Origin of the sequence: Actinoplanes sp. NPDC049118, from assembly GCF_040648555.1 — a bacterium.
Taxonomy (GTDB): Bacteria; Actinomycetota; Actinomycetes; order Mycobacteriales; family Micromonosporaceae; genus Actinoplanes.
On sequence record NZ_JBEZDY010000015.1, the window covers coordinates 203134 to 224433 of the forward strand.

The following is a 21300-nucleotide window of genomic DNA, read 5'->3' on the forward strand; positions in this document are numbered from 1 at the left end:
AGACGTGATCCAGCAGGAGTCGCGACTGCGCGTCGCCGACAACACGGGTGCCCGGGAGATCCTGTGCATCCGCGTTCTGGGCGGCTCCGGTCGCCGTTACGCGAGCATCGGTGACGTCATCGTGGCCACGGTCAAGGACGCCATTCCGGGTGCCGGTGTGAAGAAGGGTGACGTCGTCAAGGCGGTCATCGTTCGCACCGCCAAGGAGCGCCGCCGTCCCGACGGCTCGTACATCCGCTTCGACGAGAACGCCGCCGTCATCATCAAGGACGGTGGCGACCCCCGCGGTACGCGCATCTTCGGCCCGGTCGGCCGCGAGCTGCGCGACAAGCGGTTCATGAAGATCATCAGCCTGGCGCCGGAGGTGCTCTGACCGTGAAGATCAAGAAGGGCGACACGGTCGTCGTCATCGCCGGCAAGGACAAGGGCGCCAAGGGTAAGGTCATCGCGGCCTTCCCGCGGCAGGACAAGGTCCTGGTCGAGGGCGTCAACCGCATCAAGAAGCACGAACGCATCCGCACCACTCAGCGTGGTTCCAAGACCGGCGGCATCGTCACGCAGGAAGCTCCGGTTCACATCTCGAACGTGCAGATCGTGGACTCCGAGGGCAACCCGACCCGCATCGGGTACCGCATCGACGACGACGGCCAGAAGGTCCGTATCGCGCGTAGCACCGGTAAGGACCTGTGATGACTGCCGCTACTGAGCCCAAGACGCTGCCCCGGCTGAAGCAGAAGTACCGCGGTGAGGTCATCGCTGCGCTTCAGGAGCAGTACAAGTACGGCAACCCCATGCAGATCCCGGGCCTGGTGAAGGTCGTCGTGAACATGGGTGTCGGCGAGGCTGCCCGCGACGCCAAGCTGATCGACGGCGCCGTGCGTGACCTGACCACGATCACCGGTCAGAAGCCGCTGGTGCGGCGGGCGACCAAGTCGATCGCGCAGTTCAAGCTGCGCGAGGGCATGCCGATCGGCGCGAAGGTCACCCTTCGCAACGACCGGATGTGGGAGTTCCTGGACCGGCTGCTGTCGATCGCGCTGCCGCGTATCCGTGACTTCCGCGGTCTGGACGGGCGCAAGCTCGACGGCCACGGCAACTACACGTTCGGTCTGACCGAGCAGTCGGTGTTCCACGAGATCGACCAGGACCGGATCGATCGGACCCGGGGCATGGACATCACGGTGGTCACCACCGCCACGACCGACGAGGAAGGCCGGCAGCTGCTCAAGCTCCTGGGCTTCCCGTTCAAGGAGAACTGAGCATGGCTAAGAAGGCGCTGATCATTAAGGCGGCCGCGAAGCCGAAGTTCGCCGTGCGTGCGTACACCCGCTGCCAGAAATGCGGACGTCCGCACTCGGTCTACCGCAAGTTCGGTCTGTGCCGGGTGTGTGTCCGGGACATGGCCCACCGCGGTGAGCTGCCCGGCGTGTCGAAGGCTTCCTGGTAACCCCGTCCGACCACCCCCGCCCTCCGGCCCCATAACGGGACTGAAGGCGGATATCTGAAATACCGCTTCGCCGTAGGCCCGGAAAGCCTGGGAACCCCGGCGAGAAAGGTTGACGAATACCCATGACGATGACGGACCCGATCGCAGACATGCTCACGCGTCTGCGTAACGCCAACCAGGCGTACCACGACAAGGTGACCATGCCCTTCTCGAAGATCAAGGCGAACATCGCCGAGGTCCTCAAGGCGGAGGGCTACATCGCCTCCTGGTCGGCCGAGGACCCGGCTGAAGGCGAAGTCGGCAAGCGCCTGGTCGTAGAGCTCAAGTACGGCCAGAACCGCGAGCGCAGCCTCGCCGGCATCAAGCGCGTGTCCAAGCCCGGTCTCCGGGTGTACGCCAAGTCCGACGAGCTCCCGCGGGTGCTCGGTGGCCTGGGTGTCGCGATCGTTTCGACGTCCCAGGGGCTGCTGACCGACCGGCAGGCCCGCAAGCGGAGCGTTGGCGGGGAAATCCTCGCCTTCGTTTGGTAACGGAGACTCTGACATGTCGCGAATCGGACGTAAGTCGATCCCGGTACCGGCCGGCGTCGACGTCACCATCACGGGCCAGACCATCAAGGTCAAGGGCCCCAAGGGCGAGCTCCAGCACACCGTGGCCGAGCCGATCAAGGTCGAGAAGGCCGAGAACGGTGAGCTGTCGGTGAACCGCCCCAACGACGAGCGCCGCGCCAAGGAGCTGCACGGTCTCTCTCGTACCCTGGTCGCCAACATGATCATCGGCGTCACCGAGGGCTACAAGAAGACCCTGGAGATCAACGGCACCGGTTACCGCGTGACGGCGAAGGGCAAGGACCTCGAGTTCGCCCTCGGCTTCTCGCACCCGGTCAACGTGCCCGCGCCGGCCGGCATCACCTTCTCGGTGGAGCGGCCCACGCAGTTCACGGTCGCCGGCATCGACAAGCAGCTCGTCGGCGAGGTCGCCGCGAACATCCGGAAGATCCGCCCGCCGGAGCCGTACAAGGGCAAGGGCGTCAAGTACCAGGGCGAGGTCATCCGCCGCAAGGCTGGAAAGGCAGGTAAGAAGTGACCGCCACGCTGCTCAAGCGCCGCAATGGCGGCGGTGCCGCGTACAAGCGCGCAGTCGGAAAGGCGCGTCGGCACTTCCGGGTCCGCAAGAACGTCCGCGGTACCGCCGAGCGTCCCCGTCTGGTCGTCACCCGGTCCACGCGGAACATCACCGCGCAGATCGTCGACGACCTCAAGGGCCACACGCTCGCGTCGGCCTCCACCCTCGACCCGTCCCTGCGGGGCGGCGAGGGTGACAAGAGCTCGCAGGCCGCCAAGGTCGGGGCTCTACTCGCCGAGCGGGCCAAGGCCGCGGGCGTTTCCAAGGTCGTCTTCGACCGCGGTGGCAACCGGTACGCGGGGCGGATCGCCTCGCTTGCCGATGCTGCCCGCGAAGCCGGACTCGAGTTCTAGGAGGGAAGACCAATGCCTGGTCAGCAGCGCCGAGGCGGCGGGTCCGGCGGTAACAACGAAGGTGGCCGCCGCGACAACCGCCGTGAGGGCGGTCGCGGTAACGCGCCCGTCGAGAAGACCCCGCATCTCGAGCGGGTCGTAGCGATCAACCGCGTCGCCAAGGTCGTCAAGGGTGGTCGTCGCTTCAGCTTCACCGCCCTGGTGATCGTTGGCGACGGCGACGGAACCGTCGGCATCGGCTACGGAAAGGCCAAGGAGGTGCCCGCGGCGATCGCCAAGGGCGTCGAGGAGGCCAAGAAGCACTTCTTCAAGGTGCCGCGCATCGCCGCGACGATCCCCCACCCGATCACGGGTGAGGCCGCCGCCGGCGTCGTGCTCCTCAAGCCGGCCTCCGCCGGTACCGGCGTCATCGCCGGTGGCCCGGTGCGTGCCGTGCTGGAGTGCGCCGGCATCCACGACGTGCTCAGCAAGAGCCTCGGCTCGTCGAACCCGATCAACATCGTGCACGCGACGGTGGCGGCCCTGAAGGGCCTGGAGTCCCCGGAGGCCGTCGCGGCCCGCCGTGGCCTCCCGGTCGAGGACGTCGCCCCGGCGGCGATGCTGGCGGCGCGTGCGGAAGCGGCGGTGCGGTGATGGCACGCCTGAAGGTCACCCAGCTCCGTTCCGGCATCGGCCGTAAGCAGAACCAGCGGGACTCCCTGCGGTCGCTCGGGCTGAAGCGGATCAACGATGTGGTGGTCAAGGAGGACCGCCCCGAGATTCGGGGCATGATCTTCGCCGTGAACCACCTCGTCAGTGTCGAGGAGGTCGAGTAATGGCGATCAAGGTTCACCACCTGCGCCCGGCGCCCGGTGCCAAGACCCCGAAGACCCGTGTGGGTCGCGGTGAGGGCTCCAAGGGCAAGACCGCCGGTCGCGGCACCAAGGGCACCAAGGCGCGCTACCAGGTTCCGGCCCGGTTCGAGGGTGGGCAGATGCCCATCCACATGCGCCTGCCCAAGATGAAGGGCTTCAAGAACAAGAACAAGGTCGTCTTCCAGGTCGTGAACCTGGACCGGCTCGCCGAGTTGTTCCCCAACGGCGGCGAGATCGGCCCGCTGGAGCTCGCCGACGCCGGCGCGGTCCGTCGTGGCCAGCCGGTCAAGGTTCTGGGCTCGGGCGAGCTGGGTGGCGTGACGCTGCAGGTCTCGGCGCACGCGTTCAGCGAGTCGGCCAAGGAGAAGATCGCGGCTGCTGGTGGTTCCGCCACCGAGCTGTGAGGCTTTCCGGGGATGCTGGCCCGGGCATCGCGAGATGCTCGGGCAGCATCCCCGTTGTGGCGTCTGAACTGGCGTTTTGCCAGTTCGGGCGCTGCTGTCTCACCGGTCATCAGATCGTCCTCCGCCCTCGGGCGGAATTGATGCGGCGACCGTGTCTCACACTAGGCACGTCAGACTGTTAAAGTCCGTTCCCAGCTAGGGATATCGGTCGTCCGGACCGATGCCTCCCCCCATCCGCCGATTTACAGGCGGTCACCTCGCGCAGGAGGAAGAAGTTGCTCTCCGCCTTTTCCAGTGCGTTCCGGACGCCTGACCTGCGCAAGAAGTTGCTGTTCACAGTAGCGATCATCGCGGTCTACCGGCTCGGCGCCACTTTGCCCAGCCCAGGCGTGTCCTACACCAACGTCCAGAACTGTCTTGACGTGGTGAACAGCACCAACGCCGGCGGCGGGGTGCTGAACCTCCTGAACCTCTTCTCCGGCGGCGCGCTGCTGCAGCTGTCGGTCTTCGCGCTCGGCATCATGCCGTACATCACGGCCTCGATCATCCTGCAGCTGCTCACCGTGGTGATTCCGCGCCTCGAGCAGCTCCGCAAGGAGGGCCAGTCCGGCCAGGCGAAGATCACGCAGTACACCCGGTACCTGACCCTGGGCCTCGCGGTCCTGCAGTCCTCGGCGTTCGTGGCTCTGGCCCGCTCCGGCCAGCTCTTCGCCAACGCCTGCCCGCAGGATCAGCCGAACTTCCAGATCGTCCCGGAGAACACCGGCATCCCCATGTGGCTGACCCTGGTCATGCTGGTGGTCACGATGACGGCCGGTACGGGTGTGGTCATGTGGCTCGGTGAGCTCATCACCGACCGCGGCGTCGGCAACGGCATGTCGGTTCTCATCTTCACCTCGATCTCCGCCCGCCTTCCCGGCGAGGGCTGGACGATCAAGGAGACCAGCGGTACTCCCAAGTTCCTGCTGGTCATCGCGCTCGTGCTGGTCGTCATCTGCGCGGTGGTCTTCATCGAGCAGGCCCAGCGCCGCATCCCGGTGCAGTACGCGAAGCGCATGATCGGCCGGCGCATGTACGGCGGTACTTCGACGTACATCCCGCTCAAGGTCAACCAGGCCGGCGTCGTTCCGGTGATCTTCGCGTCCTCGCTGCTCTACCTGCCGCAGCTCTACCTGCAGTTCTTCGACCAGAACAACCTCACCGGGTACCAGCAGTGGATCCAGAAGTACCTGGCGGATCCGAGCAACTGGATCTACATCACCACGTACTTCCTGCTGATCATCTTCTTCACGTACTTCTACGTCTCGATCACGTTCAACCCGACCGAGGTCGCGGAGAACATGAAGAAGTACGGTGGATTCGTCCCGGGGATCCGTCCCGGCAAGCCGACCGCCGACTACCTGGACTTCATCCTCAGCCGGATCACCCTGCCGGGCGCGCTCTACCTCGGTTTGATCTCGGTTCTGCCTAACTTCTTCTTCATCTGGCTGAACAATGCCCAGTACCAGAACTTCCCGTTCGGTGGTACGGCGGTGCTGATCATGGTGGGTGTGGGTCTGGAGACGGTCAAGCAGATCGAGAGCCAGCTGATGCAGCGCAACTACGAAGGGTTCCTCCGGTAGTGGGGGCGCGGAGCCGGAGGGCTCTTGCGTCTGTGGTTTGCGAGGCTCGTTCTCACCGAAGCGAGGCGATGTAGGTGCGGCTGGTACTGGTGGGCCCTCCGGGGGCCGGTAAGGGGACCCAGGCTGAGTTCATCGCTGCCCATCTCGCCGTACCGAAGATCTCGACCGGTGACATCTTCCGGGCCAACGTGTCGCAGGGTACGCCGCTCGGCGTCGAGGCGAAGCGATACATGGACGCGGGGAACCTCGTCCCGGACGAGGTCACCATCAACATGGTCCGCGACCGGCTCGCCGAGCCCGACGCCGGCGACGGCTTCCTGCTGGACGGGTTCCCGAGAACCGTCCCGCAGGCGTCGGCGCTCGACAAGCTCCTCGCGGACCTGGGCACCGCGCTCGATCTGGTGATGGAGCTCGTGGTCGACGACGACGAAGTGATCCGGCGGCTCTCGGGCCGCCGGACCTGTCGCGGCTGCGGGAAGATCTGGCACGTCGAGTTCGACCCGACCAGCAAGGAGAACCTCTGCGACAGGTGTGGCTCCGAGCTGTTCCAGCGCGACGACGACAAGGCGGAGACCATCGCCAACCGCCTCGTAGAGTACGCGGACAAGACCGCGCCGCTTGTCGACTTCTACGGTGCACAGGGCAAGCTCGTGGGCATCGACGCGACGGGGCCGGTCGAGGACGTCACGGTGCGCGCCATCGACGCCCTGCGGTCGTACGGGGGCTGAGATGCGTCGTCAGCAGCTGGACATTCAGCTGAAGACCCCCGAGCAGATCGAGCTCATGCGCGGCGCCGGCCTGGTCGTCGCCGCCGCCCTGGACGCGATGCGGGACGCGGTGGCGCCGGGCGTCTCGACGGCCGACCTCGACGCGATCGCGGAGAAGGTGATCCGCGACGCGGGCGCGGTCCCGTCCTTCAAGGGCTACCACGGCTTCCCCGCCTCGATCTGCGCCTCGGTCAACGAGCAGGTCGTGCACGGCATCCCGCGGGCCGAGCAGGTCCTCGAGGAGGGCGACCTGCTGTCGCTCGACTGCGGCGCGATCCTGAACGGCTGGCACGGCGACTCGGCGATCACCGTGGGGGTCGGCGAGACCGACCCCGCGCTGCTGAAGCTGGCGGAGGTGGCCGAGGACGCGATGTGGGCCGGTATCGCCGCCGCGGCCCGCGGTGCGGCCAACGGCCGCGGCCGGCTCACCGACATCTCGTTCAACATCGAGAAGGCAGTCCGCAAGGCGGGCCGCTACGGCATCGTCGACGGCTACGGCGGCCACGGCATCGGCACCGAGATGCACCAGGACCCGCACGTGCTCAACCACGGCAAGCCCGGCAAGGGGCCGCGCCTGGTGCCCGGCCTGTGCTTGGCGATCGAGCCGATGATCACCATGGGATCGCCGCGCACCGTCGAGCTCGACGACGGCTGGACGGTCGTCACCCGCGACGGCTCCAGGGCGGCGCACGTGGAGCACACCATGGCCCTGCTCGACGACGGCGTGGTGGTGACCACGGCCTTCGATGGGGGACGTGGCCGTCTCGGCGATCTGGTGTCGAGGAAATTCGAGCTACAACCGTAAGACGCGCAAATCCTGAGCACGCTATCGGTGCGATCGTAAGAATGTGGCCGGCAACAGATATCTGTTGCCGGCCACATTCTTACATTTCCTTGCTAATCATTGCGCTTGCCGATCAGGCATTCCTGAACGGCGTGCAATCTGCGTTCTGCTCACAGAGTCGCGCCCGGACGATTCTGCTGCCGTCCGGCGGGAACTGGTGACCGCAGTCGCCGCCCTTGCCGTCAGGGTCGCGCGCCACATACGAGTGACCCGCAGCCGTCGCATAGTCGACCCACACGCCGTGGTTGTCTGCCTCGTTGTCGCAGACGTAGACCGACCTGTGGTCACGAGTGACCCACGCGAAGTCCGATCCGTTGTTCATGTCGAGCTGGTGGGCCTGCGCCGCGGTCGCGGTCGCTCCCAGCATCACCGCGGTCGCCGCGAACGTAATTGCCGCAGCGCGAAATACCTTGTTTCTCTTCACATTGACCCCCGTAGGTCTCATATATCGAGTTTCGCCACGCTAGCAAGGCATACTTTTGGAAGTCAAGCGGCATTCGCGTCTGCGAGTTGGATCACTTGTCCAATGTCGATATTCGCACGGATGGCTGAAACGTTTTGCTGGACTTCGCAAGTAACGCGCAGTCAGCGCAGGCCCGGCGAATGGTTTGATATTTCTTGTTTAGATGTCGGTCTTGAAGAACTGCTGGAGCTTGTTCTGGACCGCTGTGCGCGGACTCTGCAGACCTAGAGTCCGGTGACTGTGCGGGGTCACCGGCGTCGCGACCGTCAAGGAACCAGGCACGCGGCAACCGGGCGGCTCCTGGCATGCTGGGGGTATGGGGCGGGACGAGATGCGAGCGGCCGATGCCGACCGGCAGGCCGTCGCCGACCAGCTGAGGGCCGCGCTCGACGAGGGCCGGCTGGATCTGCACGAGTACGACGAGCGGCTGCAGCAGGCGTATGCGGCCAAGACCTACGGCGACCTGCACCCGCTGCTCGACGACCTGCCGTCGGCCGCGGTGCCGCTGCCCGGGGCCGTCGCGGTTCCCGCCGGTGTCCCGGCGGTGGCCGGCACGAACGCCGAGCTGACCCGGCGCTGGGTGCTCGAGGTGTGGAGCGGCTGGGTGCCGGTCGTGGGGATCACCTCGGCGATCTGGCTCATCTCCTGCATCGCCTCGGGCCAGTTGGCCTACTTCTGGCCGGTCTGGGTCGCCGGGCCGTGGGGCGTCGTCCTGGTCTTCGTCACGATGGCGGGCATCGCCAACGGCGAGCCGCGTAAGCAGGCCGAGAAGAAGGCCCGCAAGGAGCACGCGAAGCAGCTGAAGCGGGAGCGCAAGGCCATCGAGGCCGAGGCGGCGGCGCAGGGTGAAATCGCCCTTCCAGCGGCGAAGAAGGACAAAAAGGCGTCGTAAATCTGCCGTCTCGTCCGGTTCTTCGCTTCGCCGACACACCCGACCCCGGGTTACGGGGACCTCGGTTTGGTGTCGATGCACAGGCGCGCGTACACTGGCTAGCTGGCGCGCAGCGTCCACTCTTCCATGTCCACCAGCGCTTCGGTGGCGGGAGAGCCGCGGCTGGTCCCGGGTCGATCCCTCGACCCGGAATGAGCGTTGCGAGCCTGCCCCAGAACCCGATGTCAGGTAGCGGAGGACATGCCAAAGAAAGACGGAGCCATCGAGATCGAAGGCCGAGTGATCGAGCCCCTGCCGAACGCCATGTTCCGTGTGGAGCTTGCGAATGGTCACAAGGTGCTGGCTCACATCAGCGGCAAGATGCGGCAGCACTACATCCGCATCCTCCCCGAGGACCGAGTCGTCGTCGAGCTTTCGCCGTACGACCTCACCCGTGGGCGAATTGTCTACCGTTACAAGTAAGGGTCGCGGGGGCTTATCCAGTCCCGTCTGACGAGAGTTAAGGCACAACCGTGAAGGTCAAGCCGAGCGTCAAGCGGATCTGCAACAAGTGCCGGGTTATCCGCCGGCACGGCCGGGTCATGGTCATCTGTGACGACCCGCGCCACAAGCAGCGCCAGGGCTGATTTCCAGCTCGACGCTGTACAGATCCGTTCCAAGAACAAGCTCGTCCCAGCCGCGGAGTCGACACGTCGATGAGTCGCGGTTTCACCCCCGGTCGGAGGCCGGGGCCCGCCCGGGCAGGCGGGGTGGGTCGGGCACAGACCTCCGTGAGACACCTGAGGAGTACGCCCACTTATGGCTCGACTCGTCGGCGTCGATCTTCCCCGCGAGAAGCGGATGGAGATCGCGCTCACCTACATCTTCGGGGTCGGTCGGACCCGCGCCGTTGAGGCGCTCACCTCGACCGGCATTGACCTGAACAAGCGCGCCAAGGACCTCACAGACGAGGAGCTGGTCCAGCTCCGCGACTACATCGAGGCCAATTTCAAGGTTGAAGGCGACCTGCGCCGCGAGGTCGCCGCCGACATCCGCCGCAAGGTTGAGATCGGCTGCTACGCCGGCATCCGCCACCGCCGGGGTCTCCCCGTCCGCGGACAGCGGACGCGGACCAACGCTCGTACCCGCAAGGGCCCGAAGCGCACGGTCGCTGGCAAGAAGAAGCCCGGTCGGAAGTAATAGGAGCGCACTGACTTATGCCACCGAAGGCACGCGCTGGGGCCCCAGTCAAGAAGGTCCGGCGCAAGGAACGCAAGAACGTCGCCCACGGGCAGGCGCACATCAAGAGCACGTTCAACAACACCATCGTGTCGATCACCGACCCGACCGGTGCTGTCATCTCCTGGGCCTCCTCTGGCCAGGTGGGCTTCAAGGGCTCCCGCAAGTCGACTCCGTTCGCCGCGCAGCTGGCCGCCGAGGCCGCCGCGCGCCGGGCCATGGAGCACGGCATGCGCAAGGTCGACGTGTTCGTCAAGGGCCCCGGTTCCGGCCGGGAGACCGCCATCCGTTCGCTGCAGGCCGCGGGCCTCGAGGTCGGCCAGATCTCCGACGTCACGCCCCAGCCGCACAACGGTTGCCGTCCGCCGAAGCGTCGCCGGGTCTAAGGGAGAGATCGAAGCATGGCTCGTTACACAGGGGCGGACTGCAAGCGCTGCCGCCGCGAGAAGATGAAGCTGTTCCTCAAGGGCAGCAAGTGCGACGGGCCGAAGTGCCCGTTCGAGTCGCGTCCCTTCCCGCCCGGCCAGCACGGCCGCGGTCGGACCAAGGAGACCGAGTACCTGCTCCAGCACCGCGAGAAGCAGAAGGCCCGCCGCACCTACGGCGTGCTCGAGAAGCAGTTCCGCGGTTACTACGAGGAGGCCGTCACCAAGCCCGGCAAGACCGGTGAGGTGCTGCTGCAGATCCTCGAGTCGCGTCTCGACAACGTGGTCTACCGGGCCGGCTACGCCGCGTCCCGCGACATGGCCCGTCAGCTGGTCAAGCACGGCCACCTGCTGGTCAACGGCGTCAAGGTCGACATCCCGTCGTACCGGGTGAAGGACCACGACATCGTCCAGGTTCGCGAGAAGTCGCGCGAGATGACGCCGTTCGTGGTCGCGCAGGCCCAGGCGGGTTCCCGCCCGGTGCCGGCGTGGCTCGAGCCCATCCCGAGCGAGATGAAGATCCTGATCCACTCGCTTCCGGCCCGGCAGGTCATCGACACGCAGGTCCAGGAGCAGCTGATCGTGGAGCTCTACTCCAAGTAGCGCTCAGGTTCCGGCGTCCTCCATCGGGGGACGCCGGAGCCGCACCACCACAGGACGGGCGTCATATAGCGGACGCCCCGAACGAAAGAAGATTCGCGTGCTCATCAGCCAGCGCCCGAGCCTCTCGGAAGAGTCGCTCAGCGAGACCCGCTCCCGGTTCACCATCGAGCCCCTGGAGCCGGGCTTCGGCTACACCCTCGGCAACTCGCTGCGCCGGACCCTGCTGTCGTCCATCCCGGGCGCGGCGGTCACCAGCATCAAGATCGACGGCGTGTTGCACGAGTTCACCACGATCCCCGGTGTCAAGGAGGACGTGGTCGAGCTCGTCATGAACGTCAAGGAGCTGACCGTCAGCTCCGAGCACGACGAGCCCGTCAGCATGTACCTGCGCAAGCAGGGCCCGGGCGATGTCACCGCGGGTGACATCCAGCCCCCGGCCGGCGTGTCCGTGCACAACCCCGACCTGAAGCTGGCCACGCTCAACAGCAAGGGCCGGCTCGACATGGAGCTCACCGTCGAGCGGGGTCGTGGCTACGTCACGGCCGCGCAGAACAAGAACGCCGGTGCCGAGATCGGCCGCATCCCGGTCGACTCGATCTACTCGCCGGTCATGAAGGTGACCTACCGCGTCGAGGCGACCCGCGTCGAGCAGCGCACCGACTTCGACCGTCTGATCATCGACGTCGAGTCGAAGGCGTCGATCTCGCCCCGTACCGCGCTGGCGTCGGCCGGCTCGACCCTCGTCGAGCTGTTCGGTCTCTGCCGCGAGCTGGACGAGACCGCCGAGGGCATCGACATCGGACCGTCCCCGCAGGACGCTCAGCTGGCCGCCGACCTGGCCCTGCCGATCGAGGAGCTGGACCTCACCGTCCGGTCGTACAACTGCCTCAAGCGCGAGGGCATCAACACCGTCGGTGAGCTGATCGGGCGGACGGAGGCCGACCTTCTGGATATAAGGAATTTCGGTCAGAAGTCGATCGACGAGGTCAAGATGAAGCTCGCCGGAATGGGCCTGGGACTGAAGGACAGCGCACCGTCCTTCGACCCGGCGCACGTGGTCGACTCGTTCGGCGACGTGGACTACGACACCGACGACTACCGCGAGACCGAGCAGCTGTAAGCGCGGCTGCCGCCTGCTCTGCGGCAATAGGCGGCTCTGCCGCACTGCAAGGTTTATTCCTCGAAGGAGCAAGAAATGCCCACGCCCACCAAGGGTCCCCGCCTCGGCGGCAGCCCGGCGCACGAGAAGCTGCTGCTGGCCAACCTGGCCACGGAGCTCTTCCGGCACGGGAAGATCAAGACCACCGAGACCAAGGCCAAGCGCCTGCGCCCCCTGGCGGAGCAGCTGATCACCAAGGCCAAGCGCGGTGACCTGCACTCCCGTCGCCGGGTGCTGACCGTGGTCAAGGACAAGGACGTCGTGTACGCCCTGTTCGAGCAGATCGCGCCGCGGTACGGCAACCGGCCGGGTGGCTACACCCGGATCACCAAGACCGGCCCGCGCAAGGGTGACGCCGCTCCGATGGCCGTCATCGAGCTGGTCGAGGAGCTCGAGGTCGCGGCCACCACGGCGCCGGCCAAGAAGGCGGCCCGCAAGGCCGCCGCGCAGCAGGACAAGGTCGAGGCGCTCGCCCGCGAGGACGAGGCTCCCGCCAACGTGACCGCGTCCGACGCCGCCGGCGACCAGGGCACCGAGGAAACGGGCGACAAGGCCGAGGGCGAAGACACCGACGCCAAGGCCTGATCCTTCGCAAGGTTGTGAGGCCCGGCACCCCTGGTGGGTGCCGGGCCTTCCTCTTGTACGGCTACCCAGTCCACGAACTTTGCGGGGTATCAGGTCGACATGGACGAAACAACGCGACTGCGCCTGGACGTCTCCTACGACGGCCGGGAGTTTTCGGGCTGGGCCGCGCAGCCGACCCGGCGCACCGTCGCCGGGGTGCTCGTCGAGGCGCTCGAGCGGCTCGTCGGCCCCGTCCCGCTGGGCCTTACCGTCGCCGGCCGCACCGACGCCGGGGTGCACGCGACCGGCCAGGTCTGCCACATCGACCTGCCGACGGCCGCCTGGTCGACCCTGGAGGGCTCGCTGCTGCGTCGGCTGGCCGCGCTCATGCCCCCGGACGCCCGGGTCCGGGCCGTGACGCCGGTGCCGTCCACTTTCGACGCCCGGTTCTCCGCCACCTTCCGCCGCTACGAGTACCGGGTCGCCGACACCGTTTCCGGGCCCGAGCCGCTGCGCCGCTACGACACGCTCTGGTGGGTGCGGCCGCTGGATCTCGACCGCCTGCGCGAGGCCGCCGCCGGGCTGGTCGGGCTGCACGACTTCGCCGCGTTCTGCAAGCGCAAGGAGCACGCCACCACCGTGCGGGCCATCACCCGGCTCGACTGGCGGCGCGAGGACGACGGCGTCGCCGTCGCCACCGTGCAGGCCGACGCGTTCTGCCAGGCCATGGTGCGCAGCCTGGTCGGCGCCATGCTGACCGTCGGCGACGGGCGGCGGGACGCGTCCTGGCCGGCGAAGCTGCTGACGCTGCGGGAGCGGTCGAGCGAGGTCACCGTCGCGCCCGCGCACGGGCTGACCCTGATCGCGGTGGGCTATCCGGCGGAGTCGGACTACGCGGACCGCGCCGAGGCCACCCGCCGCCTGCGCGCCTAGGGGATGTCTGGCGCGGAGACACCCCCTATGGCCGTCCCTCCCTGTTACCGATGATCGTCTCGTCCAGGTAGTGCTTGATCAGGTCGGCGGTGATCCGTTGCGCGTACGGGTCGTCGTCGGCGACGAGGCGGCCGTCCGGGCGGGCGATCACGCAGTAGAGCAGGAAGTGGCCGCGGTGGTGCCAGCCGACCTGCGCCATCGGCTCGGCGAGCGGATCGCTGCCGAGCCCGCCCATGGCGGCGAAGCTGCCGCGGCCGCTCTCGACCAGCGCGCCTGCCTCCTCGGAGGACTGCGTCGCGCCGGCCTCCTCGGCGAGGTTGAAGATGCCCGTGGTGACCTGATAGCCGCCGAACGGCGCGGTCAGGCCGGCCCGGACCACCTGGCTGCAGCCGTGCTCGGCGAGCAGGGCGCCCAGCTCCCTGGTGGTGGCGACATCGCAGTCGGTGTCGATGTGGGTCATGGTGACCTGGTAGGGCGCCGCACCCGAGACCAGGCGGATCTCCGGTCGGGGGAAGACCTCGCGCAGGCTCAGCGGCTCGGCGTCCAGCTCGCGTGAGCCGATCGCCGGCGACGAGACCGCCGGTGGGGCCGCGGCGTCGCTGTACCCGTGCCGCTCGTCGGCGATGATGAAGAACGCGCTCAGCCCCACGATCGACACGACGATCGCGGCGCCCATCCCGCTCATCAGGGTCTGCAACGCCCGTTGCGCCTGCTGCGGTTCGCGGGAGGCCCGCCGCCAGGGCCCGCGCCGCGGCCGCTGCGGCCGGGCGGCGTGAGCGTGCGCGGCCCGGGGCGGCGCGGCGCGGGTCTGGCGGTGCTGCGGCGGGGCCTGTCGGGTCAGGCCCTGCCGGGCGAGCGCCTGGCGGGCGAGGGCCGGTCCGGCCAGCGCCTGTCGCGTCAGTAATGCGAGTCCGCCCTCCGGGTTCGCGCGATGTGCGGATCGGGGGTGCGGTTCGCCAGGCATGCAGGCCACGGTAGGAGCGCACCGTGATCGATGGACGCACAGACTGTGCGGCACCCCCGGCGGCCTCCCGTCGTTGCGGCCCGGCGGTTGAGGGAGGATGGGTGTTGTGACCGCCGATCATTACTTCAGCGCCGAACCCGCCGCGCCCGAGAACCGGAGCCGCATCGAGTTCACCGCCGCCGGGCGGGCCTATGACCTCGCCGTCGCGGCGGGTGTGTTCTCCGCCGGGCGGCTCGACCCCGGCACCGCCGTGCTGCTGCGCAAGGCCGATCTGCCGACCGCCGCGGCCGGCGGCGCCACCTTTCTCGACCTCGGGTGCGGCTACGGCCCGATCGCGTGCGTGCTCGCGACCGAGGCGCCGGCGGCGACCGTGTGGGCGATCGACGTCAACGCCCGGGCCCGCGACCTGACGGTGGAGAACGCGGCCGCTCTCGGCCTCGCGGACCGGGTGCACGTGGCGGCACCTGACGACGTGCCCGATGAAACGGCGTTCGACGAGATCTGGAGCAACCCGCCCACCCACGTCGGCAAGGCCGAGCTGCACGCCCTGATGGAGCGCTGGCTGCCCCGGCTGAAGCCCGCCGGCGTCGGCTGGCTCGTGATCAACCGGAATCTCGGCGGTGATTCGCTGCACACCTGGCTCACGTCGCTGGGTTGGGAAGTGGTGCGAACGGCCAGCCAGCGGGGTTTCCGGGTGCTGCGCGTGACCCGGAAAACCGGCTGACCTGCCGCTCTTTGTCGGGGAGGATGCTCGCGTGGGTTACGTAGACGTCTCAGGCGTCGGATTCGTGCTGCCGGACGGCCGCGAGCTCTTCTCCGACGTGTCGTTCCGGGTCGGCGAGGGCGCGAAGGTGGCGCTCGTCGGGCCGAACGGCGCCGGCAAGACCACGCTGCTGCGGATGGTCGCCGGGGACACGCCCACGCCCGTCGGCACCATCGCGCGCACGGGCGGGCTCGGGGTCATGCGGCAGTTCATCGGCATGATCGGCGATGACCGTACCCTCGAGGACCTGGCCCTGTCCCTGGCCGCGCCGCCGCTGCGCGCGGCCGGCGGGGTGCTCGCGGCCGCGCAGGCGGCGCTCGACGCGCGTCCCGACGCGGAGAAGGCGCAGATCGGATACGCCAACGCGATCGCCGGCTGGGGCGAGGCCGGCGGGTACGACGCCGAGGTGCTCTTCGATGTCGTCGCCGTCGCCATCCTCGGCAAGCCGTGGGACGAGGTCCGGCACCGTCCGGTGCGGACGCTCTCCGGCGGCCAGCAGAAACGCTTCGCCCTCGACCTGCTGCTGCGCGGCGGCGACGAGGTGCTGCTGCTCGACGAGCCGGACAACTTCCTCGACGTGCCCGGCAAGCGCTGGCTGGAGGCCCGGCTGCGGGAGTCGCCCAAGTCGGTGCTCTACGTTTCGCACGACCGGGAACTGCTGGCGCAGACCGCGGACCGGGTCGTCGCCGTCGAGGGCGGCGGCGCGTGGACGCATCCGGGCGGCTTCGCGTCCTGGCACGAGGCCCGCGCGGGTCGGCACGAGCGTCTGCTCGAACTGCGCCGGCGCTGGGACGAGGAGCACGAGAAGCTCCGCGAACTGGTCTTCACGCTGAAGAACAAGGCGGCCTTCAACGACGGGCTGGCGTCGCGCTATCAGGCTGCGCAGACCCGGCTGCGCAAGTTCGAGGAGGCCGGTCCGCCGCCGTTGCCGCCGAAGGAGCAGTCGCTGCGGATGAACCTGCGCGGCGGGCGTACGGGCAAGCGCGCGGTGATGTGCACCGGCCTGGAGCTGGAGAACCTGACATTCCCGTTCGATCTGGAGATCTGGTACGGCGACCGGGTCGCGGTGCTCGGCGCCAACGGCACCGGCAAGAGCCACTTCCTGCGCCTGCTGGCCGCCGGCGGCACCGCCCCCGACGTCGACAACAAGCCGGTCGACGGTGCGCCGCTGGCCCACGTGGCGCACAACGGCGTCGCCCGGCTGGGCGCACGGGTCCGGCCCGGCCACTTCTCGCAGACGCACGACCGCCCGGAGCTGCTCAAACGCACCCTCGTCGAGATCCTGTGGCGGGGAGACGATCACCGTAGCGGCATGGACCGGGCGGGCGCGATGAAGGCCCTCAACCGCTACGAGCTCGCGGCGCAGGGCGATCAGGTCTTCGGCACGCTCTCGGGCGGGCAGCAGGCGCGTTTCCTGGTGCTGCTGCTCGAGCTCTCCGGCGCGACCGTGTTGCTGCTGGACGAGCCGACGGACAACCTGGACCTGGCCTCGGCGGAGGCGCTCGAGGAGGGCCTGCAGGCGTTCGAGGGCACGGTGATCGCGGTGACCCACGACCGCTGGTTCACCCGGGGCTTCGACCGCTTCGTGCTCTTCCAGGGCGACGGCGAGGTCGTGGAGACCCCCGAGCCGGTCTGGGACGTCCGCTAGGAGCGCGCCTCCCACTTCCGTGTCCGCGGTGACGCCCGTCACCTTCTTGATCATGAGCAAGGTGTGTGCGGGTTTCGCGGGCGAAAGGCCAGCCTGCGTGCGCTCCGGGGCGGTGCGGCCACCCACTGTGGAGTGACGAGGGGGGTTTACGGGCGGCAGGGCGCGGGGTTACGGTCTCCGCGGAACCAACCCCACGGGAGTCCGGTGCACCGGGCTGAGAGGGGGGCTGTCGCGGCCCCCGACCGTCGAACCTGATCCGGGTCATGCCGGCGCAGGGAGGAGCGTGTTGTGGGCCCTGATTTCCCGCATCTTCATGTGATCACCGATGCCCGGGGCGGGCGAAAGCCGCTGGCCGTCGTCGCCGCAACGGTCGCCGCGGCGCACCGGCGCGGCGCGACCGGGCGACTGGCGGTCCAGATCCGCGTCGAGGACGACGTCAGCGACCGCGAGGCGTACGAACTGGCGGACGCCGTCCTGGAGATCTGCCGGCCGCACGGCGTGCTTTGCCTGGTCAACGACCGTCTGCACGTCGCGCTGGCAGTCGGCGCGGACGGCGGGCACGTCGGCGCCGCCGACCTTCCCGTCGCGGCGGCGCGCAAGGTCCTCGGACCCGCCGGGGTGCTCGGCGCCACCTGCCGCGACCCGGCGGCCGCCCGCGCGGCGAGGCGGGCGGGCGCGTCCTACCTGGGCGTGGGGCCGGCCTTCGTGACCACGACCAAGTGCGGCCTGCCGGATCCGCTCGGCCCGGTCGTCATCGGCGAGGTCGCCGCCGCCGTACCGGACACCCCGATCGTCGCCATCGGCGGCGTGACGGCCGCGAACGCGGGCTCGCTGATGGCCGCGGGAGCCGCCGCGGTGGCGGTCGTCGGCGCGATCGCGAACGCGGCGGATCCGGAGCGGGCCGCCGGGGAACTGCTGGAGGCGCTCGGATGAGCGCCACCGAGGTCGTGGTCGTCGGCGGCGGCATCATCGGGCTCTCGATCGCCTGGCGGTGCGCGCAGCGCGGGCTCGCGGTGACCGTCCACGACGACGGGGGAGACGACGGCGCCTGGTACGCCGCCGCGGGGATGCTGGCGCCGGCCGGGGAGACGGGCTTCGGGCAGGAGGCGCTGACCGAACTCATGGTCGAGTCCGCGGGACGGTGGCCCGGATTCGCCGCCGAGCTGGGCCGGGAGGCCGGGATCGACGTCGGCTACGACCGCACGGGCACGCTGACCGTCGCGTTGACCGCCGACGACCTGGCCGCGGCGCAGCGGCTCTGGGCGTACCGGCGAGGTCTTGGGTTGGGGGTGAGCCCGCTCGGGCCCAGCGCGCTGCGCGACCTGGAGCCGGCGCTCTCGCCGCGGTTGCGCGGCGGCGCGCACGCGCCCGACGACCGCCAGGTCGATCCGCGCCGGGTCGTCGCCGCCCTGCGCGCGGTCCTTGGGCGGGCCGTGGTCCGGCGCCGGGTGCCCGACCTGCCGGTGGGCGTGCCGGTGGTGGTCGCGGCCGGATCCGGGACCGCCGCGCTGACCGGGCTGCCGGTGCGGCCGGTGAAGGGGCTGGTGCTGCGGCTGCGCGGCGAACCCGGCCTGCTGCGGCACGTGGTCAGCGGGTGGGCCGACGGCCGGCACGTCTATCTCGTGCCGCGGGCCGACGGCGAGGTCGTCGTCGGTGCCACCCAGGAGGAGCGCCTCGACAGCACGGTGACCGCCGGGCAGGTGCTCGACTTGCTGCGGGCCGCCACCGACCTGGTGCCCGAGCTGGGCGAGTGCGAACTGGCCGAGACCGTGGTGCGGCACCGACCGGCCACTCCCGACAACGCGCCGCTGCTCGGCACGCACACCGGCGGACTGATCATCGCCGCCGGGCATCACCGCAACGGGGTGCTGCTGGCGCCCGTCACCGCCGACCTGATCGCCGAGCTGGTGGCGACCGGGAAGGCCGATCCGCTGCTGGACGCGTTCGCGCCGGGGAGGTTCGCATGAGGGTCATCGTCAACGGCACCGAGCGCGAGGTCGAGGTGGCCGACGTCGCGGCGCTGGTCGCGGAGCTGACCGAGGCCCGGCGCGGAGTCGCGGTCGCGGTGAACGGCGAGGTCGTGCCGCGGTCCGCGTGGCCCGGTGCCCCGCTGCGCGACGGCGACCGCGTCGAGGTGCTCACCGCGGCGCAGGGAGGCTGAGGTGTTCGGCGAATCCCGGCTGATCCTGGGCACCGGCGGCGCGGAGAGCCTGGCCGCGCTCGAGGCCGCCGTCGTCGCCTCCGGCACCGAGATGGTCACCGTCGCGCTGCGCCGGGTCGACGCCGCCGGGCCCGGGCTGCTGCCGATGCTCGACCGGCTCGGCATGCGGATCCTGCCCAACACGGCCGGCTGCTACACCGCCACCGACGCGGTGAAGGCCGCGCACCTCGCACGGGAGGCCTTCGAGACCGACCTGATCAAGCTCGAGGTCATCGGCGACGAGCGCACCCTGCTGCCGGACGGGGTCGAGCTGCTGCGCGCGGCGGAAACGCTTGTGGCGGACGGCTTCCAGGTGCTGCCGTACACCAGCGACGACCCGATCCTGGCCCGTCGGCTCGCCGACGTCGGGTGCGCGGCGGTGATGCCGGCGGGCGCACCGATCGGTTCCGGACTGGGCATCTCCAACCCGCACCACATCCGGCTGATCCGCGACAGCGTCGACGTGCCGGTGATTCTGGACGCGGGCATCGGCACCGCCTCGGACGCCGCGCTGGCGATGGAGCTGGGCTGCGACGCGGTGCTGGTCGCGAGCGCCGTCACCCGGGCCGAGGATCCCGCGCGGATGGCCGCCGCGATGCGGCACGCGGTCGAGGCAGGGCGGCTGGCGTTCGGCGCGGGCCGGATCCCGCGGCGCTATCACGCGCTCGCATCCACATCGGACGAGGGGCGGCCGGCATGGTGACCCCCTGCGGCGTCGTCGTGCTCACCGACCGCCGGCTCGCGGCGCGGCCGCTCGTCGAGGTGGTCGCGGCCGCCGTCCGCGGCGGCGCGTCGTGGGTCGTCCTCCGCGAGAAGGATCTGGCGTACGCCGAGAGGTACGCGCTCGCGGCGGCCCTGCGGGTGGTGGTCCCGCCGGGGCGGCTCGTGGTCGCCGGGCCGGATCCGCTGGGCGGCGACGCGGTGCACCTGTCGGAGACCGATCCCGTGCCACCGGATGCCGGGATCGTCGGCCGTTCCTGCCACGGCGCGCCGCGACTGTCCACGGAGGACTACGTGACGCTCTCGCCGATCTACCCGACGGCGACCAAGCCCGGATACGGTCCGGCACTGGGCCCGGCGCGGGCCGCGGAGCTCGCCGGCGACGTGCCGTGGCTGGCGCTCGGCGGGATCGACTCGCCCGGGCGGGTCGCCGAGTGCCTGGCCGCGGGTGCGGCCGGGGTGGCGGTCCTCGGCGCCGTGATGCGGGCGGTCGATCCGGAGTCGGTGACCGCCGAACTCGTGGCGGCGGCGGGGGTGCGGGCATGACGCCGACCGTGGTGCTGACCATCGCCGGCTCCGATTCCGGTGCGGGGGCGGGAATCCAGGCCGACCTGAAGACCTTCGCGGCGCTGGGCGTCTACGGCGTCTCGGTGCTCACCGCGGTTACCGCGCAGAACACGCTCGGGGTCACGGCGATCCACTCCGTGCCCGCCGACGTGGTCGCCGCGCAGCTCACCGCGGTGCTCGACGACTTCACCGTCGCGGCCGTCAAGGTCGGCATGATCGGGGACCCCGCCATCGCGGCGCTGCTCGCCGACCGGGCCGCCGAGCTGCCGGAACTCGTGGTGGATCCGGTGCTCGTGGCGACCAGCGGCAGCCGGCTCTCCGGCGTCGCGGCCGTCGAGCCGCTGATCGGGTACCCCCGGGTCCTGACGCCGAACCGGCACGAGGCCGGCGCCCTTCTGGGACGGGAGGTGGGCACGGCCGAGGAGATGGCCGAGGCGGCCGCCGAGCTCGCGGCCCGCGGGCCGGACGCGGTGGTGGTGACCGGCAGCGAGCTGGCCGTCGACGTGCTCCACCACGACGGTCGCACGGTCGTGCTCTTCGGGGACCCCGTGCCGACCGCCAACAATCACGGCTCGGGCTGCACGTTCTCGTCCGCGATCGCGGCCCGGCTGGCCCTCGGCGACGACGTCGTCGCCGCGGTGCACTTCGCCAAGAAGTACGTCGCCGGAGCGCTCGCCGGCGGCCGGAACTGGAAGCTCGGCCGGGGGCCGGGTCCGCTGCACCACTTCGTCTGAGGGGTCGATCCGGCGATCGCGCGATCCCGCG

32 protein-coding genes and 1 riboswitch are annotated in these 21300 nt (G+C 69.6%); of the genes, 30 read left to right on the forward strand and 2 right to left on the reverse strand.

The window, feature by feature from the left end; all coding sequences use genetic code 11:
- The first annotated feature begins 4 nt into the window (after positions 1 to 4).
- From rplN to map, 13 genes are all read left to right on the forward strand, one after another.
- On the forward strand, positions 5 to 373 hold the full coding sequence (rplN, locus tag AB0B58_RS24820) for a 50S ribosomal protein L14 (protein ID WP_023358185.1): 369 nt from the start codon (positions 5 to 7) through the stop codon (positions 371 to 373).
- Positions 370 to 690: a 50S ribosomal protein L24 gene (rplX, locus tag AB0B58_RS24825; RefSeq protein ID WP_360228088.1), complete on the forward strand. Its 321-nt coding sequence runs from the start codon at positions 370 to 372 to the stop codon at positions 688 to 690. The genes rplN and rplX overlap by 4 nt, the downstream gene beginning before the upstream one ends.
- On the forward strand, positions 690 to 1259 hold the full coding sequence (gene rplE / locus AB0B58_RS24830; protein ID WP_360227917.1) for a 50S ribosomal protein L5: 570 nt from the start codon (positions 690 to 692) through the stop codon (positions 1257 to 1259). Before rplX ends, rplE begins: the two co-directional genes overlap by 1 nt.
- 2 nt (positions 1260 to 1261) lie before the next feature.
- On the forward strand, positions 1262 to 1447 hold the full coding sequence (locus AB0B58_RS24835) for a type Z 30S ribosomal protein S14 (protein WP_014440734.1): 186 nt from the start codon (positions 1262 to 1264) through the stop codon (positions 1445 to 1447).
- A gap of 122 nt (positions 1448 to 1569) precedes the next feature.
- A complete protein-coding gene (gene rpsH, locus AB0B58_RS24840) occupies positions 1570 to 1977 on the forward strand; it encodes a 30S ribosomal protein S8 (protein ID WP_354724998.1) in 408 nt (135 codons plus the stop codon).
- Positions 1978 to 1990: 13 nt separating this feature from the next.
- The gene (gene rplF, locus AB0B58_RS24845; protein ID WP_360227922.1) at positions 1991 to 2533 is read left to right on the forward strand and encodes a 50S ribosomal protein L6; all 543 of its coding nucleotides are present in this window, start codon (positions 1991 to 1993) and stop codon (positions 2531 to 2533) included.
- Between the two features lie 8 nt (positions 2534 to 2541).
- On the forward strand, positions 2542 to 2925 hold the full coding sequence (gene rplR, locus AB0B58_RS24850) for a 50S ribosomal protein L18 (protein WP_360228091.1): 384 nt from the start codon (positions 2542 to 2544) through the stop codon (positions 2923 to 2925).
- A gap of 12 nt (positions 2926 to 2937) precedes the next feature.
- Positions 2938 to 3558, forward strand: a complete 621-nt coding sequence (rpsE, locus tag AB0B58_RS24855; RefSeq protein ID WP_184997648.1) for a 30S ribosomal protein S5 — start codon at positions 2938 to 2940, stop codon at positions 3556 to 3558.
- Entirely contained in the window at positions 3558 to 3740 is a 183-nt protein-coding gene (gene rpmD / locus AB0B58_RS24860; protein ID WP_023358201.1) for a 50S ribosomal protein L30, read from the forward strand. Before rpsE ends, rpmD begins: the two co-directional genes overlap by 1 nt.
- The gene (gene rplO / locus AB0B58_RS24865; protein ID WP_360227927.1) at positions 3740 to 4183 is read left to right on the forward strand and encodes a 50S ribosomal protein L15; all 444 of its coding nucleotides are present in this window, start codon (positions 3740 to 3742) and stop codon (positions 4181 to 4183) included. Before rpmD ends, rplO begins: the two co-directional genes overlap by 1 nt.
- A gap of 275 nt (positions 4184 to 4458) precedes the next feature.
- Positions 4459 to 5805, forward strand: coding sequence for a preprotein translocase subunit SecY (secY, locus tag AB0B58_RS24870; RefSeq protein WP_360227930.1), 1347 nt, complete (start codon positions 4459 to 4461; stop codon positions 5803 to 5805).
- A gap of 74 nt (positions 5806 to 5879) precedes the next feature.
- Positions 5880 to 6533, forward strand: coding sequence for an adenylate kinase (locus tag AB0B58_RS24875; RefSeq protein ID WP_360227933.1), 654 nt, complete (start codon positions 5880 to 5882; stop codon positions 6531 to 6533).
- Position 6534: 1 nt separating this feature from the next.
- Positions 6535 to 7377 carry a type I methionyl aminopeptidase gene (gene map / locus AB0B58_RS24880; RefSeq protein WP_360227936.1) on the forward strand — a complete coding sequence of 281 codons (843 nt, stop codon included), beginning with the start codon at positions 6535 to 6537 and terminating at the stop codon, positions 7375 to 7377.
- 112 nt (positions 7378 to 7489) lie between these two features.
- On the opposite strand, the gene AB0B58_RS24885 is transcribed toward map, so the two are convergent.
- Entirely contained in the window at positions 7490 to 7840 is a 351-nt protein-coding gene (locus tag AB0B58_RS24885) for a hypothetical protein (RefSeq protein ID WP_360227939.1), read from the reverse strand.
- Between the two features lie 355 nt (positions 7841 to 8195).
- On the opposite strand from AB0B58_RS24885, the gene AB0B58_RS24890 reads away from it, so the two are divergent.
- The 9 genes from AB0B58_RS24890 (at position 8196) to truA (ending at position 13673) form a co-directional block, all read left to right on the forward strand.
- Entirely contained in the window at positions 8196 to 8771 is a 576-nt protein-coding gene (locus AB0B58_RS24890) for a DUF1707 domain-containing protein (protein WP_360227942.1), read from the forward strand.
- Positions 8772 to 9011: 240 nt separating this feature from the next.
- On the forward strand, positions 9012 to 9233 hold the full coding sequence (infA, locus tag AB0B58_RS24895) for a translation initiation factor IF-1 (protein WP_007073013.1): 222 nt from the start codon (positions 9012 to 9014) through the stop codon (positions 9231 to 9233).
- 50 nt (positions 9234 to 9283) lie between these two features.
- Positions 9284 to 9397: a 50S ribosomal protein L36 gene (rpmJ, locus tag AB0B58_RS24900; protein ID WP_023358216.1), complete on the forward strand. Its 114-nt coding sequence runs from the start codon at positions 9284 to 9286 to the stop codon at positions 9395 to 9397.
- Positions 9398 to 9569: 172 nt separating this feature from the next.
- Complete coding sequence (gene rpsM, locus AB0B58_RS24905) at positions 9570 to 9950, forward strand: 30S ribosomal protein S13 (RefSeq protein ID WP_203776578.1); 381 nt, start codon at positions 9570 to 9572, stop codon at positions 9948 to 9950.
- 17 nt (positions 9951 to 9967) lie between these two features.
- Entirely contained in the window at positions 9968 to 10375 is a 408-nt protein-coding gene (gene rpsK, locus AB0B58_RS24910) for a 30S ribosomal protein S11 (protein ID WP_015619020.1), read from the forward strand.
- A 15-nt stretch (positions 10376 to 10390) separates the two neighbouring features.
- Positions 10391 to 11017: a 30S ribosomal protein S4 gene (rpsD, locus tag AB0B58_RS24915; protein WP_203776576.1), complete on the forward strand. Its 627-nt coding sequence runs from the start codon at positions 10391 to 10393 to the stop codon at positions 11015 to 11017.
- Positions 11018 to 11114: 97 nt separating this feature from the next.
- Positions 11115 to 12137: a DNA-directed RNA polymerase subunit alpha gene (locus AB0B58_RS24920; RefSeq protein ID WP_130510652.1), complete on the forward strand. Its 1023-nt coding sequence runs from the start codon at positions 11115 to 11117 to the stop codon at positions 12135 to 12137.
- A 75-nt stretch (positions 12138 to 12212) separates the two neighbouring features.
- Positions 12213 to 12761, forward strand: a complete 549-nt coding sequence (gene rplQ / locus AB0B58_RS24925) for a 50S ribosomal protein L17 (protein WP_360227947.1) — start codon at positions 12213 to 12215, stop codon at positions 12759 to 12761.
- 99 nt (positions 12762 to 12860) lie between these two features.
- The gene (gene truA / locus AB0B58_RS24930; RefSeq protein WP_360227950.1) at positions 12861 to 13673 is read left to right on the forward strand and encodes a tRNA pseudouridine(38-40) synthase TruA; all 813 of its coding nucleotides are present in this window, start codon (positions 12861 to 12863) and stop codon (positions 13671 to 13673) included.
- Positions 13674 to 13698: 25 nt separating this feature from the next.
- Here the strand turns inward: truA and AB0B58_RS24935 are convergent, their stop codons facing one another.
- Positions 13699 to 14637 carry a hypothetical protein gene (locus tag AB0B58_RS24935; RefSeq protein WP_360227953.1) on the reverse strand — a complete coding sequence of 313 codons (939 nt, stop codon included), beginning with the start codon at positions 14635 to 14637 and terminating at the stop codon, positions 13699 to 13701.
- 106 nt (positions 14638 to 14743) lie between these two features.
- Between AB0B58_RS24935 and AB0B58_RS24940 the strand changes: the two genes are divergently transcribed.
- The 8 genes from AB0B58_RS24940 (at position 14744) to thiD (ending at position 21269) form a co-directional block, all read left to right on the forward strand.
- Entirely contained in the window at positions 14744 to 15361 is a 618-nt protein-coding gene (locus AB0B58_RS24940; protein ID WP_360227956.1) for a methyltransferase, read from the forward strand.
- A gap of 31 nt (positions 15362 to 15392) precedes the next feature.
- The gene (locus AB0B58_RS24945) at positions 15393 to 17048 is read left to right on the forward strand and encodes an ATP-binding cassette domain-containing protein (RefSeq protein ID WP_360227959.1); all 1656 of its coding nucleotides are present in this window, start codon (positions 15393 to 15395) and stop codon (positions 17046 to 17048) included.
- 183 nt (positions 17049 to 17231) lie between these two features.
- Positions 17232 to 17343, forward strand: a riboswitch (TPP riboswitch).
- 53 nt (positions 17344 to 17396) lie between these two features.
- Positions 17397 to 17981, forward strand: a complete 585-nt coding sequence (gene thiE / locus AB0B58_RS24950; protein ID WP_360228094.1) for a thiamine phosphate synthase — start codon at positions 17397 to 17399, stop codon at positions 17979 to 17981.
- Positions 17978 to 19015: an FAD-dependent oxidoreductase gene (locus tag AB0B58_RS24955; protein ID WP_360227962.1), complete on the forward strand. Its 1038-nt coding sequence runs from the start codon at positions 17978 to 17980 to the stop codon at positions 19013 to 19015. Before thiE ends, AB0B58_RS24955 begins: the two co-directional genes overlap by 4 nt.
- Complete coding sequence (gene thiS / locus AB0B58_RS24960; RefSeq protein WP_360227966.1) at positions 19012 to 19209, forward strand: sulfur carrier protein ThiS; 198 nt, start codon at positions 19012 to 19014, stop codon at positions 19207 to 19209. The genes AB0B58_RS24955 and thiS overlap by 4 nt, the downstream gene beginning before the upstream one ends.
- Before the next feature lies 1 nt (position 19210).
- A complete protein-coding gene (locus AB0B58_RS24965) occupies positions 19211 to 19951 on the forward strand; it encodes a thiazole synthase (protein ID WP_360227969.1) in 741 nt (246 codons plus the stop codon).
- A complete protein-coding gene (locus AB0B58_RS24970; protein ID WP_360227972.1) occupies positions 19945 to 20514 on the forward strand; it encodes a thiamine phosphate synthase in 570 nt (189 codons plus the stop codon). Before AB0B58_RS24965 ends, AB0B58_RS24970 begins: the two co-directional genes overlap by 7 nt.
- Positions 20511 to 21269 (forward strand): bifunctional hydroxymethylpyrimidine kinase/phosphomethylpyrimidine kinase, encoded by a 759-nt coding sequence (gene thiD / locus AB0B58_RS24975; protein WP_360227975.1) that lies wholly within the window; start codon positions 20511 to 20513, stop codon positions 21267 to 21269. The genes AB0B58_RS24970 and thiD overlap by 4 nt, the downstream gene beginning before the upstream one ends.
- Positions 21270 to 21300: the final 31 nt, after the last annotated feature.

What these genes read in the sequence shown, in the direction of transcription:
- map (WP_360227936.1), top strand. Translation starts at nt 6,535, where the DNA reads ATGCGTCGTCAGCAGCTGGACATTCAGCTGAAGACCCCCGAGCAGATC.
- rplE (WP_360227917.1), top strand. Translation starts at nt 690, where the DNA reads ATGACTGCCGCTACTGAGCCCAAGACGCTGCCCCGGCTGAAGCAGAAG.
- rplF (WP_360227922.1), top strand. Translation starts at nt 1,991, where the DNA reads ATGTCGCGAATCGGACGTAAGTCGATCCCGGTACCGGCCGGCGTCGAC.
- rpsH (WP_354724998.1), top strand. Translation starts at nt 1,570, where the DNA reads ATGACGATGACGGACCCGATCGCAGACATGCTCACGCGTCTGCGTAAC.
- thiS (WP_360227966.1), top strand. Translation starts at nt 19,012, where the DNA reads ATGAGGGTCATCGTCAACGGCACCGAGCGCGAGGTCGAGGTGGCCGAC.
- thiD (WP_360227975.1), top strand. Translation starts at nt 20,511, where the DNA reads ATGACGCCGACCGTGGTGCTGACCATCGCCGGCTCCGATTCCGGTGCG.
- AB0B58_RS24835 (WP_014440734.1), top strand. Translation starts at nt 1,262, where the DNA reads ATGGCTAAGAAGGCGCTGATCATTAAGGCGGCCGCGAAGCCGAAGTTC.
- truA (WP_360227950.1), top strand. Translation starts at nt 12,861, where the DNA reads ATGGACGAAACAACGCGACTGCGCCTGGACGTCTCCTACGACGGCCGG.
- rpsM (WP_203776578.1), top strand. Translation starts at nt 9,570, where the DNA reads ATGGCTCGACTCGTCGGCGTCGATCTTCCCCGCGAGAAGCGGATGGAG.
- rpmD (WP_023358201.1), top strand. Translation starts at nt 3,558, where the DNA reads ATGGCACGCCTGAAGGTCACCCAGCTCCGTTCCGGCATCGGCCGTAAG.
- AB0B58_RS24970 (WP_360227972.1), top strand. Translation starts at nt 19,945, where the DNA reads ATGGTGACCCCCTGCGGCGTCGTCGTGCTCACCGACCGCCGGCTCGCG.
- AB0B58_RS24935 (WP_360227953.1), bottom strand. Translation starts at nt 14,637, where the DNA reads ATGCCTGGCGAACCGCACCCCCGATCCGCACATCGCGCGAACCCGGAG.
- rplO (WP_360227927.1), top strand. Translation starts at nt 3,740, where the DNA reads ATGGCGATCAAGGTTCACCACCTGCGCCCGGCGCCCGGTGCCAAGACC.
- rpsE (WP_184997648.1), top strand. Translation starts at nt 2,938, where the DNA reads ATGCCTGGTCAGCAGCGCCGAGGCGGCGGGTCCGGCGGTAACAACGAA.
- AB0B58_RS24890 (WP_360227942.1), top strand. Translation starts at nt 8,196, where the DNA reads ATGGGGCGGGACGAGATGCGAGCGGCCGATGCCGACCGGCAGGCCGTC.
- rpsK (WP_015619020.1), top strand. Translation starts at nt 9,968, where the DNA reads ATGCCACCGAAGGCACGCGCTGGGGCCCCAGTCAAGAAGGTCCGGCGC.
- rplQ (WP_360227947.1), top strand. Translation starts at nt 12,213, where the DNA reads ATGCCCACGCCCACCAAGGGTCCCCGCCTCGGCGGCAGCCCGGCGCAC.
- AB0B58_RS24955 (WP_360227962.1), top strand. Translation starts at nt 17,978, where the DNA reads ATGAGCGCCACCGAGGTCGTGGTCGTCGGCGGCGGCATCATCGGGCTC.
- rpsD (WP_203776576.1), top strand. Translation starts at nt 10,391, where the DNA reads ATGGCTCGTTACACAGGGGCGGACTGCAAGCGCTGCCGCCGCGAGAAG.
- infA (WP_007073013.1), top strand. Translation starts at nt 9,012, where the DNA reads ATGCCAAAGAAAGACGGAGCCATCGAGATCGAAGGCCGAGTGATCGAG.